Consider the following 15,077-nt stretch of genomic DNA (forward strand, 5'->3'; position numbering starts at 1 on the left):
CGCTTTACCGGCCGGGGCGCGCGGCGCCACTTAACCAGCCGCCCGGGTTTCGAGCACTTCGACTGCCGGCAGCTTCTTGCCCTCGAGGAATTCGAGGAACGCGCCGCCGCCGGTCGAGATGTAGCTGACCTTGTCGGCAATGTTGTACTTCGCGATGGCCGCGAGCGTGTCGCCGCCGCCGGCGATCGAGAACGCGCCCGAATTCGCGATGGCGCTCGCGAGCGTCTTCGTGCCGTTGCCGAACTGGTCGAACTCGAACACGCCAACCGGGCCGTTCCACACGATCGTGCCGGCCTGCGCGAGCTGCGCGGCCAGCGCGTTGGCCGTGACCGGGCCGATGTCGAGGATCATGTCGTCGTCGGCCACGTCGGCCACGTTCTTCGTCTCGGCCTTGGCCGTCGGCGAGAACTCCTTGGCGGTCACGACGTCGGTCGGGATCGGCACCGAGGCGCCGCGCGCACGCGCCGCTTCGATGATCGCCTTCGCATCGTCGATGAGATCGACTTCCGCAAGCGACTTGCCGATCTTCAGGCCCGCGGCCAGCATGAACGTGTTGGCGATGCCGCCGCCGACGATCAGCTGGTCGACCTTCTCGGCCAGCGACTTGAGGATGGTGAGCTTGGTCGAGACCTTCGAGCCCGCGACGATCGCCACGAGCGGGCGCTTGGGCGCGCCGAGCGCCTTGCCGAGCGCGTCGAGCTCGGCCGCCAGCAGCGGGCCCGCGCAGGCGATGCCCGCGTACTTCGCGATGCCGTAGGTGGTGGCTTCGGCGCGGTGCGCGGTGCCGAAAGCATCGTTGACGTAGATGTCGCAGAGCTTCGCCATCTTCTGCGCGAGCTCGTCCGAATTCTTCTTCTCGCCCTTGTTGACGCGGCAGTTTTCGAGCAGGACCACGTTGCCCGGCTCGACGTTCACGCCATTTTCGACCCAGTTGGCGACGAGCGGCACGTCGCGGCCGAGCAGCTCGGCAAGTCGCCTGGCGACAGGTGCGAGCGAGTCTTCCGGCTTGAACTCGCCTTCGGTCGGGCGGCCCAGGTGCGAGGTGACCATGACGGCCGCGCCGGCGTCGAGCGCCGCCTTGATGGCCGGCACGGAAGCGCGCACGCGGGTGTCTTCGGTGATGTTGCCCTGGTCGTCCTGCGGTACGTTCAGGTCGGCGCGGATGAACACCCGCTTGCCCTTGAGCTTGCCTTCGGAGATCAGATCGGAGAGACGCAGAACCTTGTTCATGGACATGTCAGCTTGATGGTGGGAAGGCGGTGTCAAGCCGATGCGGGTGCCGCGCGCAACGAGGGCGCGGGCGGCGAAGGCGCGGTGGGCGCGGCGCGGGATCCGCGCGGCTGCCGGGCCTGGCGCCGCTGCGGGTCGCTGCTCGGCGCCGGGCGCGAGGCCAGCATCGAATTGCGAGATCGGTATTTTAGCCGATAGCCAGGATGATCTGAGGCGTGCTCAGCGAATCTCACGTATTTGCGCGTGCGCCGCGCCGACCTTACGCGACCTTACAGATCTGGCACCCGCGTCCGGCCCCGATGGCGGAGCCAGCTGCCCCAAGGCCACGAAAGCGCCCCGAAACCCCGCCACACGCGCCCGCGAGCGCGCGTATGGCGCGCAAATGACGTTAAAATGCATCTCTTTGCCTGGCGCACGCGTGAGTGACGCGCGCGACCCGGCATGGCGCGACAGACAACGAGACATGCGCGCACTGGCGCGCGCTGGTCCGACGACCCGCCGCCTGCGCCCCATTGATACACAGAGAATCATCCTCATGAGCGAACTCAAGGAAATGCCGCTGGTCGAGTTGAAGGCCAAGGACCTGCCCGCGTATTGCCCGAATCCGTCGATGCCGCGCTGGAGCAATCATCCGCGCGTCTTTATCGACGTGACGCACGGCGAAGCGAAGTGCCCGTACTGCAGCACCCGCTACAAGCTGCGTGACGGCGAGGTCGTGCACGGCCACTAAGCCGGCCACTTCGGCGACTCGAGGCGCGCCTGCGGGCTAGCGCCGGCTTCGGCCGGGGCGCGTGCACGCCGGCGATGTGCCGGGTTTCTCGCGTTGTGTCGCATCGCACGCACCAACCGCGTCCCTGTCTCCCCTAACCGCGTTTCGCGCACACGCTCTGGCCCGAAGTGGCCAAAGCGCGCGCGAAATCCTTGCCCTTTTTCCGGACCCTGACTCCCGATGCGCCGCGCGCTGGTAATTGCACCGAACTGGATCGGTGACGCACTGATGGCGCAGCCGCTCCTTTCGCGGCTCGTAAAACTGCATCCGCGTATCGATATCGATGCGCTTGCGCCCACCTGGGTCGCGCCCGTGCTCGAGCGCATGCCCGAGATACGCGACGTCTACGCCACCGACCTCGCCCACGGCAAGCTGCAGCTGCTGCGCCGCTGGCAACTGGCCGGCGACCTGCGCGCCGAGCGCTACGACGCGGTCTACGTGCTGCCGAATTCGCTCAAGTCCGCGCTGATCCCGTGGCTCGCGAACATTCCGCTGCGCATCGGCTACACGGGCGAGAGCCGCTACGGCTTCCTGAACGTGCGCCACACGAATCCGCCCAAGGACGAGCGCCCGCCCATGGTCAGGCACTACGCGGCGCTCGCCTACGCGCCCGGCGCCACCGTGCCCGACGATCTGCCGATGCCGCGCCTCGAAGCGGATCCTAACGAGGCCTCGCGCGTCTCGGCGCGCTTCAATCTCGACACGCGCGTACCGCTGCTGGTGTTCTGCCCCGGTGCCGAATACGGTCCCGCCAAGCGCTGGCCGCCCGAGCATTTCGCGGCGCTCGCGCGCATGGTCGGGCAGTCGTTCCCGTATACGCAGATCGTCGCGCTCGGCTCGCCCAAGGACGCACCGCTCGCCCAGGCCATCGCCGACAAGGCCCCGAACGTGCGCAACCTGTGCGGCCAGACCGCGCTCGGCGAAGCCTGCGCGCTGATCTCGCGCGCGAGCGCCGTGGTCACCAACGATTCGGGTCTCATGCACGTGGCCGCGGCACTGCGCCGGCCGCTGGTCGCGCTCTACGGATCGACGGATCCGCGCCACACCCCGCCCTTGTCCGAGCTTGCAAAGGTACAATGGCTTCATCTCGACTGCAGCCCCTGCTTTGCGCGCGAGTGTCCGCTCGGGCATCTGAACTGCCTGCGCGAACTGAGCCCGGAACAGGTCTTCGACGATTTGCGCGGTATGCTGGTCGCCCAGCGCTAGCCGCACCGAACCCGGCGCGGTGGCGCGTGTCGCGCGTGCCCCATCCGGTTTGCCTTCAGCCCGCCTGGCGGCTGACGACACCCGGCACGCCTTACGCGCTTCGCGCTGCGGATGTGCGGCACGCCACCGACGCGGTGCCTCGAGCGCGCGCCCAATTCAGGTAACGCGCAACGAAGCGGGGCGTCACAGGCCTGTCTCGCGATCGCGGCATGCTCGCGGCTGCCAGCCGCAACGCAGGTCTCGCGCATCGCAACTGAAGCAATCGCCGAAGCAAACGCCAACCCGCGCAAGAAGCGCATCAGATCAACGAGCCATGCCACGTTTTGCCCACATCTTCGAAGCCGCCGCGGACACTCTCAACGCGTACTACCAGGCCATCGCGGAGGTCAATATCGACGCGTTGATGGGCCTGTGGATCGATGAGGAGTTCGTGAGCTGCATCAGCGCCGAGGGCGCGCATCTGCACGGCCTGTCCGACATTCGCGCCGGCCTCGCCGCGGAGTTCGAAGCGGCGCCCGTGTCGATCGAGCCGCTCGACATACGCGTCTACGACAGCCTTGGCACGGTGGTCTACGCAATCGTGGAGGCGCATCGCCCCGTGGATCCGAACGCGATTCCGGCGATGGTCTTCACGACCTATGTGATGGTGCATGAGCGTGGCGAGTGGCGCATCGCGCACATTCACGCGAGCCGCATGCCCGACGACGCAGCCAGCCAGTTCTCCGCGAAGCTGCGCCACGGCCAGGGCGCGTTGCACTGACACGGATAGAAGCGGGAAGCAGGGAACGGGCGCGCCACGAAGCAGGACAGCAGTAGATGAAAGTGAAAGCGCAGTAGAAAGCAACACGTTGCACGGGACCAGAGCCGGAGCGCTGCATGGGACTGGAGTAAGCGCTAAAGCGCTAACTCCGGCCGACAGCCAAAGCGCCAACTCTGATCGACCGCGAAGCATGGGATCAGAGTAAGGCACTTTGCATGGGACCGGAGTAAGCGCTAAAGCGCTAACTCCGGCCGACAACCAAAGCGCCAACTCTGATCGACAGGGGATGGCCATGAGCACGACAGGCGACGAAGCGGCGATGAGCCCAAGAAACGACGAAGCGGCAAGACGCGCCGCAACGTCGGTCCTGAACGGTGCGAGCGGTTACACGCAGGCCGGCTCGACCTATCGCGCGCCCTTCTGGCTACCGGGTGCGCACATCCAGACCATCATTCCCGCGCTGTTCTCGCACCTGCCCCTGCCCGCCTACCGGCGCGAACGCTGGGACACCCCCGACGGCGACTTCATCGACCTCGACTGGGTCGACGCGCCTGGTAGCGCCACTGCGGGCACCAATGCAAAAACGACGGCGGGCGCCCCGCCCGATGCCCCACTCTTCGTGCTGTTCCATGGCCTCGAAGGCAGCTCGGGCTCGCACTACGCCCGCGCGCTCGCGGCGGCCGCGCATGCGCGCGGCTGGCACGCGGTGATCCCGCACTTCCGTAGCTGCAGCGGGCCGATGAACCTCCTGCCGCGCTTCTACCACCTCGCCGACGCCGCCGAGGTCGACTGGGTCCTGCGCCGTCTCGCGGCGCGTCACACGGGCCCGCTCGTGGCGGCAGGCGTTTCGCTCGGCGGCAACGTGCTGCTGCACTGGCTCGCGCAGCAGCGCGAGGACGCACGGATCGTGACCGCCGCAGCCGCGATCTCCGCGCCGCTCGACGTGCACGCGGGCGGCAAGATGCTCGCAAGCGGCTTCGGCATGATCTACACGCGCAGCTTCCTGAAGACGCTGAAAGTGAAGGCGCTGCAAAAGCTCGAGCAGTATCCGGGCCTGTTCGACGCGCAAGCCGTCCTGGCGACCCGCAACATGTACGAATTCGACGACGTCGTGACCGCGCCGCTGCATGGCTTTCAGAGCGCGCACGACTACTACACGCGGGCGACGGTCCGCCCGAGGCTCGGCGAGATCGTCGTCCCGACGCTGCTTATCAATGCGCGCAACGACCCGTTCCTGCCCGGCGACGTGCTGCCCGTGTGCCACGAAGTGAGCGCCGCAGTCGAGCTCGACCAGCCCGAAGGCGGCGGCCACGTCGGCTTCATGACGGGACCATTTCCGGGCCGCAGCGACTGGCTCGCACAGCGCGTGACCTGCTATCTCTCGCCTCACCTCGCCACGACTCATGGATGACATCGTCAAGCAGGCGCTCGCGCGCTGGCCCAACGTTCCTCATTGCACCGGCTGGCTGCTGCTCGACGCGCGTGGCCACTGGCGCCTGCGCGACGAAGCCGACCAGGCGCAAGGTGCGCCCGGCACGCCGGTCCGCCACGAGGCGCTGATCGGCTTCATCAACCGCAATTACGAGCGCGACGCAATCGGCCAGTGGTTCTTCCAGAACGGGCCGCAACGTGTCTATGTCGAGCTCGAATACACGCCGTGGGTCGTGCGCCTCGCGAGCGCGAACGGCGGCGCGCTGACGCTCACCGATCAAACGGGCCAGCCATTCGAGCCGGCCGCCGTGTACGTGGATGAACACGGCAGCGTGCTGTTCGAGCGCGCGCTGCCGGATACGGCGGGCGGGAGCGCCGATGTCGCCGATGTCGCCGATGCAGCCGCTGCCGCACATGCAAATGTGGCCCTGCTGCACGATCACGATCTCGACGGCTTCACGGAGCATGCGACGCTCGCCGAGGATGGCGCGAGCGGCACGTTTCACTGGCGCGCCGGGAGCGCGCTGCCCTTGCAATCCATCGCACGCGATGACGTGCCGGCGCGTTTCGCGTTCGTGCGGAGTCCGGAGCAAGCGGAAAAGGCTGCGCGATGAGCTGAGGCGGCGAGCGCTATGCGCCAATCCGCGCGCGCCGCTCATCCGCTGCCCTTGTCCTCCGCGCGCTCTTCCTTGTAGCGCGCCTCGAATTCGTGCAGGCGAGCGTCGATCGTCGACAAATCGTAGAACCCCACCGACTTCATGTCGCGCGCCTCCTTGAGCTGCCGGATCGCCGACGGCCAAGCCCCATCGAGCGCGAACTTCTCGGCGAGCGCGCACCGCTGCGTGAGCAGATCGCCCAGACCCGCGCTCGACTGCGCGAGGTACTGCCACCATGCCCCCTGACGCGGCTCGGACTCGGCCTCGCTGCGCGCGAGCGTCTGCGCCTCCTTGAAGCGGCGCGCGCCGATCAGCGCCTGCAACAGGCTGTCAGTGCCCGCGTGGGACGCGGGCCACGCCGCATGCGCGGCCTGCGCGAGCCGCACGGCTTCGTCGGTGCGGCCCGCGCGCCGCGCGATCTCGGCGGCCAGCACGTCGAGGCTCGGCGAGCTAGTCGGTGAACTGCTCAGCAAGCTAGCCGGCAAACTCCTCGGCGAACCGCTCCGTGAACTGCTCGGCAAACTATTCGGCGACCCGCTCGGCGAACTAGTCGACGAACTACGGGGCGCACCACGCGTCTTGCCGCCATCCACCGCCTCGAACCGGGCAAATGCCGCGCGCGCATTGGCCAGCGACGCCGCTGCATCGTCGTAGCGTTCGACCTGCAGTTGAGCAAAGGCGATGCCGTACCAGTTCGCCGCCACATTGAGCGCAACGCGATCCTCGATCTCGGCGCGCAGCCGCGAGATCTCGTCGAGGTAGTCGCCGCGCGAGCGGTTCTGCAGCACGCGCACGCGGGCGCGCACGAAACCGTATTCGGGCGACTGGCGCGGCTGCCGGTAAGCCGCGCGGCGGGCGCGATCCTGCATGTCGGCGATGCGCGAGACGGTGAGCGGATGCGTGCGCGCATAGGCCGGCACGCCGGCGTCGCTCATCGACGCGCGGTCGAGCCGCTCGAAGAACGCCACCATGCCCCACGGATCGTAGCCGGCGCCGGCCAGCAACTTGAAGCCGACGCGGTCCGCCTCGTGCTCGGCGGCGCGCGAAAAGCGCAACTGGCTATCGACGGCATAGGCCTGGCTGCCGATGGCGATCGCGCTGCCGAGGTCGCCGCTTCTCGCCAGCACGCCCGCGAGAATGCCGAACAGCATGCCCGCGAGCGCGGCGTAGCCGCTGCGCTCGCTTTGCGAGAGCATGCGTGCGATATGCCGCTGCAGCACATGGCCCATCTCGTGGCCGAGCACGGAGGCGAGCTCCGACTCGGTCTGCGTGGCCACGATCAGCCCCGTGTCCACGCCGATGAAGCCGCCCGGCAGCGAAAACGCATTGATCTGGCCATCGCGCATGGCGAACAAATCGAAATCCGGCCGATAGCCGCCGATGAACTGCGCCGCCGCCGACTCCGCAAGGCGCTCCGCAACCGAGTCGAGATAGTCGCGCACGAGCCAGTCGCCGATATAGTCGGGGTCGCGCCGGATCTCGCGCATCACACGCTCGCCGATGCGGCGCTCGGCCTGCGGCGTGAGCGCGCCGCCCGAGCCGTCACCGAGATCGGGCAGTTGCGGGACCCAGGCCGGCGAGCGTGCGGAGGTGCCGGCAGTGCCTGACGAATTCGCGGATTGCCCCGATCCGGCTGCGCCGAAGCGGCTCTGCGCGCCGCCGTACGTGCCGAATACGCCCTGTGCGATCGAGGCGGGAATGACGGGGTCGGCCTCGTCGTCGAGCGGGCCGCTCACGAGCGCGGACGCCCGCGCAGCCGATGCCCCCGCCCCATCGCCCGGCGCCTGCGCGTACGCTTGCGGAGGCATGGCGAGCGTTGCGCACAGCGAGGCAGCAAGCAGCCGTTTCAGATGCATCGATGACAGGATCGAGGAATGCAGGACGCCGGCCCGGCGACCCGAACACATCGCATGCCGCCTGTACCGGCAGGCTGATTGTAAGCTGGCGCGGCAACCCGTGAACGCTGCGCTAGCTGAACGGATGCGCTCGCTGTTCCGCCGCTCCCTTGCGCAGTGGCTAGCGGGTGCCCAGGTCGAACGACGGGTTCGGCGCACCCGGCTCGCGTTCGGACGCCAGCCATGCTTCGAGCGCGAGTCTCACACGCTCGACCACCTCGGCCCAATCCTCCGGCTGCGCCTGGCGAAACAGCCGGGTGCGCGGATACCAGGGCGTGTCGTCGCGATCGAGCATCCAGCGCCAGCAGCCGTTATAGCGCGAGAGGAGCCACACGGGCTTGTTGAGTGCACCCGCCAGATGGGCGACGGAGGTATCGACGGTAATCACCAGGTCAAGTTGCTCGACAATGGCCGCCGTATCGGCGAAGTCGCGCACGTCGTGCATCGGATCGAACGGACGCAGCGCCGCCGGCAGGGCTTCGATCTGGGGTTGGGTCGCCTCGCCTTTCTGGAGACTGACGAAGGTCACGCCCGGCGCGCGCAACAATGGCAAAAAGGCGGATGCGGCTAGCGAGCGGCGTCGATCGATCCGGTTTGCGAGCGGGTTATAGGGACGCGGTTCGCCGGCCCATACGAGCCCGATTTTTCGCCCATGCGGCAAGCGCCGCCGCCATTGCGTCCGGCAGGTTTCCGGTACATCGAGATAGGGCATCGACGCGGGAATGGTCTCGAGTGTCGTACCCATCCGATGAGGCAAGCTCAACATCGCGCAGCAATAGTCGTGATGGGCGAGCGCCTGCCCGCTCATCTCGATACAGGCATCGACCCCGTCAATCCGCTCGAACAGCCTGCGCAAGCCCGGCTGGACCGCAACCGTGAGCTTCGCCGCGCCAAGGCGCTCGAGCATCGGCAAATAGCGGCAAAACTGGAGGCTGTCGCCGTAACCCTGTTCGGCCCACACGACGATGGACTTGCCGGCCAACGGCTCGCCCCTCCACGGTGCGAACGGTAGCGCAACGGCCGCGCGCTCGAGGCGGCATTCGTACAACGCCCAGCCTTCGGCGAATTGCCCCGTCCTGAGCAAGACGTTCGCGAGATTGAATTGGGCGTCCAGATCGCCGGGGGCGTGTTTCAGGCAATGGCGATAATGCTTCTCCGCTTCGCTATCCTGCATGCGCGTTTGCATCGCGATGCCAAGATTAAAACTCGCTTCGGCAAAATCCGGCTGGATAGCCAGCGCCTCGCGCCAATGCGCGGTCGCCTCATCCATGCGGCCGAGCGCTTGCAACGCGGCACCGAGGATGTTGTGCGCTTGTGCGTCGTGCGGCCGGAGCTCGAGCAGCGTGCGGCAAGCCTTCTCGGCCTCGGCCCAGCGCGCCTGCGTCTTGAACAGGCACGCGAGAGCGAACTGCGCACCGGCGTGACGCGGCTCGATTGCCAGAGCCTCGCGATACGCGCGCTCGGCCTCGTCCCAGCGCCCGAGTTTTTCCAGCACGACACCGAGATTGTTATGGGCGTTGCAGTGCCCGCGATCCATTGCCACGGCACGGCGCAAGAAATCCTCCGCATCCGACCAATGGCCAAGAGCACACGAGAGGCCGCCGGCGAGATTCAGCGTCTGCGCCGACGGATGTTCTGACGCGATCATCGGCTGCAATATGGCAAGGCCTTCCGCATAATGGCCACCCTCGTAAAACGCGACGGCGGCTTTGATGCGCGCCTCGTCCGTCGGTTCTGGGCCCAAGCCACGATGGTGGGCAAAAGCATCGTCATGGCCTTCAGACATCACCGCCGCATCTTTCACCGAACGGCCAAGCAGCGCCTGCACGTGGGCCAGGTTTGCATGGATGCCCGCGCGATCCGGCGCGATCGATAGCGCCCGACGGTAGCAGGCCTCGGCCTCCGTCAAGCGGCCGGTCTCTTGCAGTAAAGCGCCGAGGTTGTTGTGCGCATCACAGCCGTCGGGATCGACCTCGATCGCGCGCCGCCAGTGCGCCTCAGCGTCGTGCAGACGTCTAATCGAAAAGCAGCAGGCGGCGGCCAGATTCAGCATTCGCGCATCCGGTCGTGGTCCAGTCAGCAATGGCTCAATCAGCGCGAGCGCCGCTTCGCAGCGCCCCGCGCCGTACAGCGCCGCTGCACTCGCATAAAGGCCGATAGCTTCGTCGAGCTTGTTTGGATCGTCGGATATCACTGGAAACTACCCAAAAATAAGGACTTCTGCGGCCTCAGGAATACAGCGGCGGCCCCATCTGCGCCCAAAATTGCCGTGCCCTTTGATTGACCAAACACTCCTATGGAGCGAGTGCGTGCTTAAATATTTCCCGTAATATATCGCCGCGAAACCTCGGATCCGCGCTTACAATTCCCGAACCTTGGGGCAGCATCAAACTCGATAGAAAAATCCACGCACCCTTACCGGCACGTCAGAGATCGATATCTCTCGTCAGGCCGCGGGCGTGCCGAATCTCGCGATCGTCGCCGAACAGTGGCGCGTGCCGAACGAGAACCTGGCGGCGCTTGCGACAGCACACGCTGCAAACCTGGCTCCAGGGACATTCGAGATTTTGTGAAACCTCGCTACACTGAGGTTGTGTTGCCCACTGTGTAACGCCAGGCCGCACGCCGCAGCCAGGGCTCTGAGGAGCCGGACCCTCCGATGTCATCGGGCCTGCACAGCCCCCCATCACGAAAGAATTCACCATGCCCGAACTCACGCATTTCGACGCCGCCGGCGACGCGCACATGGTCGACGTCGGCGCCAAGGCCGAGACCAAACGCATCGCCGTAGCGAGCGGCACGATCCGCATGCTGCCCGCCACGTTCGCGCTGGTGCGCGACGGCAACGCGAAGAAAGGCGACGTAATCGGCGTCGCGCGCATCGCCGCGATTCAAGGCGCCAAGCGCACCTCCGATTTGATTCCGCTGTGCCATCCGCTCGCGATCACACGCGTTAAGGTCGACTTCGCGCTCGACGAGGCACTGCCGGGCGTGCATTGCACGGCGCAGGTGGAAACGCTGGGCCGCACTGGCGTGGAGATGGAAGCGCTGACCGCCGTGCAGGTGGGCCTCCTGACGGTCTACGACATGTGCAAGGCGGTGGACCGCGGCATGACGATCACCGATGTGAAAGTGCTGGAGAAGCACGGCGGGAAGTCGGGGGATTGGGTGGCGCAGGGGTAAGGCACTGCGCTGCGCGCCAGGCGTATCCGGCTGCGCCGCGGCGAGCGAGTGCTCAGCCGCGGCGCCCAATCATCAATCGTCCGAATCGTCTTCGTCTTCGTCGACCTTCGTTGTGGGTGGGCCGTACTTCTTGAGCAGCGCGGCCTTGAAACCCGCGAGCGTCGGCTCGTCGTCGCACAGGCTGTAGAGCGAGGCCAGTTGCGTGGGCCAGTCATGAAGCTCCAGCGCGAAGATCTTCAGGCGCTCGACCGTATCGAACGCACCATCCATATTTCCATCCAGTGCCTGCAAGGCGGCATAGCGGCGCAAGACGGTCTCGCCCGGCAGCAGTGCAATCGCGCGCTCGTGCGCAGCGAGCTTGGTGGCGAGCTCCGCGGCGTTGATCGGCATGAGGGTCGCCATGCCGTAATCGCCCCAGGCGCGGAACAGGAACGATGGCTCATCCGCATACTCTTGCGCGGGATGCGAGCCGTAATAGAGGACCTCTGCGCGGTTGTAGTCGCGCACCACCGGCCACAGCGACGCGATCCCGCCGAACACGACCACCGCATACACGGCGCTCGAGACGCCAGGGGACACGAAGCGCAGCGGCCTGGTCTCGAGCAGGCCGAACACGAACATCGCGGGCAGCAGGAAGAACATGTACTGCTGCGGATACTCGACGAGCGCGTGCATGACCAGCGCGCCAATCAGCGCGAAGCCGAAAATGCGCTCTGCCGTATGCGGCGCACGTAGCGCGCGCACAAACCAGGCGACGAGCCCGAGCACGACGATCGCACAGCCCAGCAAGCCGGTCTTGGCCAGCAAGTCGATGAAGATGTCGTGCGAGTTATTGGCGATCTCGACGCCGCCCAGCTTGCGCGCAAGCTCGAACTGATGGATCGGGAAATCTCCCCAACCCACGCCCAGCAGCGGATGCGTCTTGAACATCGTCCAGCCGTAGCGCCATAGGGCGATACGCGGCGCGATCTGGCCGGCATCCTTGAAGCGGTCGGCCGCCGACTGGTCGAGCTGCAACTGATAGTGGACGTTGGCCCAGCGCACGAGCCCATTCACGGCGAAAAAGATCGCGAAAAGCACGACTGGCACGACCCAGGCACGCGCGCTGCCGGCCCACGCCGCTGCGCCGGCGGTATTGCCTGCCTCGCCTTCGGCTCGCACGCCGCGCGTCGCGGACAGCGCCATCCAGAACCCCGCGACCACGATCACGGCCATCTGCAGCCACGGGCCGCGCGACACGGTAAGCGCAAGGCCGCCCGAATAGATGGCCGACAGCACGACCCACAGCAGCACGTTCAGCCGGCGCGTCTGCACGAGATACAGCGCCGCTGCCGTCGCAAACGCGATATAGGTCGCGAGGTGGTTGGCCTGGGCCATGTTGCCGAACGGCCGCCGGTCGAACTGCACGTTATAGGCAACGACGAGCGGCGTGACTTTGGCTTCGAGATGCAGGAGCTGGATGACCTGGCAGAACACCGCAAACAGGCCACCGATCACGAGCGCCCAGGCGCCCCACACCATCGCGGCGCGCGTGAGGTTCACGCGCGTGATGCCGTAGCCCGCGTGAACGGCCATGAAGGCAGCCAGCAGATAGCCCGCGCCCAGCCAGTTCATCGAAGGTTCTGCGACCGGCAGCACGAAAGTCTGCGCGATGAGCAGCAAGCCGAAGGCGAGCGGCACGAGCGCGACTACGGGCGATCTGAACTCGATGGTCGGCCGCGCGGAACGCACCAGCAGCCAGACCCCGGCGCCGACCATCAGATAGAGCGCGAGCGCGGTGAATTCAGCGTAGAACGTCGGGATCGGATAGGTGTGTGCGACGACCGCATAAGGCAGGATCAACGCAACGGCCAGCAAGACGAACGTAAGGTAACGCGCAAAAGGAGAAGGCATGGGTATGGGGGGCGTCAGCAACCGGCGCACTATACAAAACTTTTCCCTCCCTGTGCTGAAGGTTTGCGGACAGCAGACGGACGAAATTCGCCCGCACGTGCCATGGCTTCGATATTTGCGCCGCGCATTGCGCGCCGGCCCCGCATTGGTGCAGCGTGCGTAGCGCATAGCGACACGCACACGCGCGAGCGATCGCGCACCGGACGCCCTCACGGCGTTCGGTGCGCTTGCAAGCGGTCACGCGTGCCTTATACGTACCTTATGGCGTTCCCTATGCGTGCCTGAAACGTACCCTACGCATACCTTTTGCGTGCTCAGGCGCGGCACTCCGGCGGCGCCAGGTTGGCAGGCAGCGTGGCCGCCTCTGCCGGCGTCGGTCCCAGACCCGGTGCGCCAAGCGACGAAGCCGACTTGCCACCCGCGAAGCACTCCCACGTGAGCGTGCCGCCCTGCACGCTGCCTTGCGCGAGCGCTACGCGCGCCGTGGGCGAGTCAGCGTTGTCGGGCACGGAGGGCACCAGCACGATCGTATTGCTGCCCTCGGGTGCGATGCGCGTAGTGAACGCCACGGTGATCTGGCCGGTTGTGTCGTCCACCTGCACCGAGGTGACGTTGCGGGTGGCCGGCGGCGTCGTGTAGCCCGCGCCGAACGCATTGCCGCTCGCAGCGTTCTCGGCCACCGCGAGCCGCGCCGCGGAGGCGAGCGAGAGGCCCTCGCCTACCCGGCTGCGCGCGAGATAGTCCTGATACGCAGGAATGGCATAAGCGGCGATCACCCCGACGATGGCCAGCACGATCATCAATTCGATTAGCGTGAAGCCAGGCGCGGTCCAGCGCCTCGCGAGACGCACGAACGCCCGGCAGGACCGCACGAGTGAAGCCGCGGCATGGGTGGCAAACGCATGTGTTGCGAGAGCGGGCGTTGCAACGGCGGGCATGGCGAAAGCCTCCACAGCACAGACGCGCGAAGCACACGGCCCGGCGGCACGCGAAGCGCGCGGGCCGGAAGCGGAAACGGATGGAGATACGATCATCATCAGGGCTCCTGAAACGAGAAACGCCTGCTCACGAAAAGGTGAACAGGCGCTTCGATCGTATCGGCGGCCCCGTCTGCGCAGCAGTCGGCCGGATGGCTTAGGCGCAGTGCTGTCGGTGCATCGATCGGCGCGCTGGCCGACGCCGTGGTCCGCACGGTGGTCCGCTCAGGACCGCCGGTAAGGCTCCATCATTGCGCTCAATGCGAGCCCTGCGCGCGCCGCTCATGACGGCGCTTGAGCAGATGGCCGAGGGCGACCACGAAGAGCGCGCACGCCACGCTCATTCCATATTCGGCGAGCGGCGTATCGAGCAGCGGCCAGCGGTCGCCGGCCGGATCGTTGATGATCAGCCCGCCCGCGATCCAGCCGAGCAGCGCGGCGCCCAGCGTGATTACCACGGGATAGCGGTCGAGCAGCCTCAGCACGAGCTGGCTGCCCCACACGATCAGCGGGATGCTGACCATCAGGCCGAAGATCACGAGCGCGATGCGGTGGCGCGGATCGGCGGCCTCGGCGGCGCCCGCGATGGCCACGACGTTATCGAGGCTCATCACTGCGTCCGCAACGATTATGGTCTTGATCGCGCCGATCAGCTTGTCGGAGGGCTTCACGTCCGCATGCTCGAGATGCGAAGGCGCAAGCAGGCGCACGCCGATCCACAGCAGCAGCAAACCGCCCGTGAACTTCAGATACGGCACGTTGAGCAGCACGACCGCGAAGGCGATCAGCACGACGCGCAGCACGATCGCGCCGACGGTGCCCCAGACGATGCCGCGCAGGCGCTGCTGCGCGGGCAGGTCGCGGCAGGCGAGCGCGATCACCACGGCGTTGTCACCGCCGAGCAGGATGTCGATGACGATGATCTGAATAACCGCGCCCCAGTGGAGCGACGTGAAGAACTCGAGCATGAAGGCGGGAGCGTGAGTACTGCGATCAGGCGCGACCGCGCGAAAACGCAGCGGCGCACGCCAATAAAAAAGCGAGGCAGCCATGACTGGCTCCCTCGCTTTTCTCCGG

The 15,077-nt window shown here is 66.7% G+C and carries 12 protein-coding genes; 6 read left to right on the forward strand and 6 right to left on the reverse strand.

The genetic code is table 11. From position 1 onward, the window contains the following. Positions 1-30: 30 nt before the first annotated feature. Positions 31-1,230, reverse strand: coding sequence for a phosphoglycerate kinase (locus BO1_RS12380; protein WP_028217831.1), 1,200 nt, complete (start codon positions 1,228-1,230; stop codon positions 31-33). Between the two features lie 535 nt (positions 1,231-1,765). On the opposite strand from BO1_RS12380, the gene BO1_RS12390 reads away from it, so the two are divergent. From BO1_RS12390 to BO1_RS12410, 5 genes are all read left to right on the forward strand, one after another. Next, complete coding sequence (locus tag BO1_RS12390) at positions 1,766-1,960, forward strand: zinc-finger domain-containing protein (RefSeq protein WP_028217833.1); 195 nt, start codon at positions 1,766-1,768, stop codon at positions 1,958-1,960. 219 nt (positions 1,961-2,179) lie between these two features. Continuing rightward, a complete protein-coding gene (gene waaF, locus BO1_RS12395; protein ID WP_028217834.1) occupies positions 2,180-3,205 on the forward strand; it encodes a lipopolysaccharide heptosyltransferase II in 1,026 nt (341 codons plus the stop codon). A gap of 313 nt (positions 3,206-3,518) precedes the next feature. Continuing rightward, a complete protein-coding gene (locus tag BO1_RS12400; protein ID WP_028217835.1) occupies positions 3,519-3,965 on the forward strand; it encodes a nuclear transport factor 2 family protein in 447 nt (148 codons plus the stop codon). 292 nt (positions 3,966-4,257) lie between these two features. Next, positions 4,258-5,376 carry a YheT family hydrolase gene (locus BO1_RS12405; RefSeq protein ID WP_028217836.1) on the forward strand — a complete coding sequence of 373 codons (1,119 nt, stop codon included), beginning with the start codon at positions 4,258-4,260 and terminating at the stop codon, positions 5,374-5,376. Further along, a complete protein-coding gene (locus BO1_RS12410) occupies positions 5,369-6,010 on the forward strand; it encodes a DUF2946 family protein (RefSeq protein WP_028217837.1) in 642 nt (213 codons plus the stop codon). Before BO1_RS12405 ends, BO1_RS12410 begins: the two co-directional genes overlap by 8 nt. 41 nt (positions 6,011-6,051) lie before the next feature. Here BO1_RS12410 and BO1_RS12415 read toward each other — a convergent pair whose 3' ends face one another. Further along, positions 6,052-7,908, reverse strand: coding sequence for a M48 family metalloprotease (locus BO1_RS12415; protein ID WP_028217838.1), 1,857 nt, complete (start codon positions 7,906-7,908; stop codon positions 6,052-6,054). A 160-nt stretch (positions 7,909-8,068) separates the two neighbouring features. After that, the gene (locus BO1_RS50745; RefSeq protein ID WP_245643777.1) at positions 8,069-10,000 is read right to left on the reverse strand and encodes a tetratricopeptide repeat protein; all 1,932 of its coding nucleotides are present in this window, start codon (positions 9,998-10,000) and stop codon (positions 8,069-8,071) included. Between the two features lie 650 nt (positions 10,001-10,650). On the opposite strand from BO1_RS50745, the gene moaC reads away from it, so the two are divergent. Further along, entirely contained in the window at positions 10,651-11,130 is a 480-nt protein-coding gene (gene moaC, locus BO1_RS12425; protein ID WP_028217839.1) for a cyclic pyranopterin monophosphate synthase MoaC, read from the forward strand. A gap of 72 nt (positions 11,131-11,202) precedes the next feature. Here moaC and BO1_RS12430 read toward each other — a convergent pair whose 3' ends face one another. The 3 genes from BO1_RS12430 to BO1_RS12440 form a co-directional block, all read right to left on the reverse strand. Then, on the reverse strand, positions 11,203-13,023 hold the full coding sequence (locus BO1_RS12430) for a PglL family O-oligosaccharyltransferase (RefSeq protein WP_028217840.1): 1,821 nt from the start codon (positions 13,021-13,023) through the stop codon (positions 11,203-11,205). A gap of 314 nt (positions 13,024-13,337) precedes the next feature. Further along, the gene (locus tag BO1_RS12435) at positions 13,338-13,961 is read right to left on the reverse strand and encodes a pilin (RefSeq protein ID WP_028217841.1); all 624 of its coding nucleotides are present in this window, start codon (positions 13,959-13,961) and stop codon (positions 13,338-13,340) included. 296 nt (positions 13,962-14,257) lie between these two features. Next, positions 14,258-14,968 carry a TerC family protein gene (locus BO1_RS12440; protein WP_028217842.1) on the reverse strand — a complete coding sequence of 237 codons (711 nt, stop codon included), beginning with the start codon at positions 14,966-14,968 and terminating at the stop codon, positions 14,258-14,260. Positions 14,969-15,077: the final 109 nt, after the last annotated feature.

Source organism: Paraburkholderia oxyphila NBRC 105797, from assembly GCF_000685075.1.
Taxonomy (GTDB): Bacteria; Pseudomonadota; Gammaproteobacteria; order Burkholderiales; family Burkholderiaceae; genus Paraburkholderia; species Paraburkholderia oxyphila.

Coding starts and splice junctions, on each gene's coding strand:
- BO1_RS12415 (WP_028217838.1), bottom strand. CDS start 7,908: ATGCATCTGAAACGGCTGCTTGCTGCCTCGCTGTGCGCAACGCTCGCC.
- BO1_RS12380 (WP_028217831.1), bottom strand. CDS start 1,230: ATGAACAAGGTTCTGCGTCTCTCCGATCTGATCTCCGAAGGCAAGCTC.
- BO1_RS12410 (WP_028217837.1), top strand. CDS start 5,369: ATGGATGACATCGTCAAGCAGGCGCTCGCGCGCTGGCCCAACGTTCCT.
- BO1_RS50745 (WP_245643777.1), bottom strand. CDS start 10,000: ATGCTGAATCTGGCCGCCGCCTGCTGCTTTTCGATTAGACGTCTGCAC.
- BO1_RS12405 (WP_028217836.1), top strand. CDS start 4,258: ATGAGCACGACAGGCGACGAAGCGGCGATGAGCCCAAGAAACGACGAA.
- moaC (WP_028217839.1), top strand. CDS start 10,651: ATGCCCGAACTCACGCATTTCGACGCCGCCGGCGACGCGCACATGGTC.
- BO1_RS12430 (WP_028217840.1), bottom strand. CDS start 13,023: ATGCCTTCTCCTTTTGCGCGTTACCTTACGTTCGTCTTGCTGGCCGTT.
- BO1_RS12400 (WP_028217835.1), top strand. CDS start 3,519: ATGCCACGTTTTGCCCACATCTTCGAAGCCGCCGCGGACACTCTCAAC.
- BO1_RS12435 (WP_028217841.1), bottom strand. CDS start 13,961: ATGCCCGCCGTTGCAACGCCCGCTCTCGCAACACATGCGTTTGCCACC.
- BO1_RS12440 (WP_028217842.1), bottom strand. CDS start 14,968: ATGCTCGAGTTCTTCACGTCGCTCCACTGGGGCGCGGTTATTCAGATC.
- waaF (WP_028217834.1), top strand. CDS start 2,180: ATGCGCCGCGCGCTGGTAATTGCACCGAACTGGATCGGTGACGCACTG.
- BO1_RS12390 (WP_028217833.1), top strand. CDS start 1,766: ATGAGCGAACTCAAGGAAATGCCGCTGGTCGAGTTGAAGGCCAAGGAC.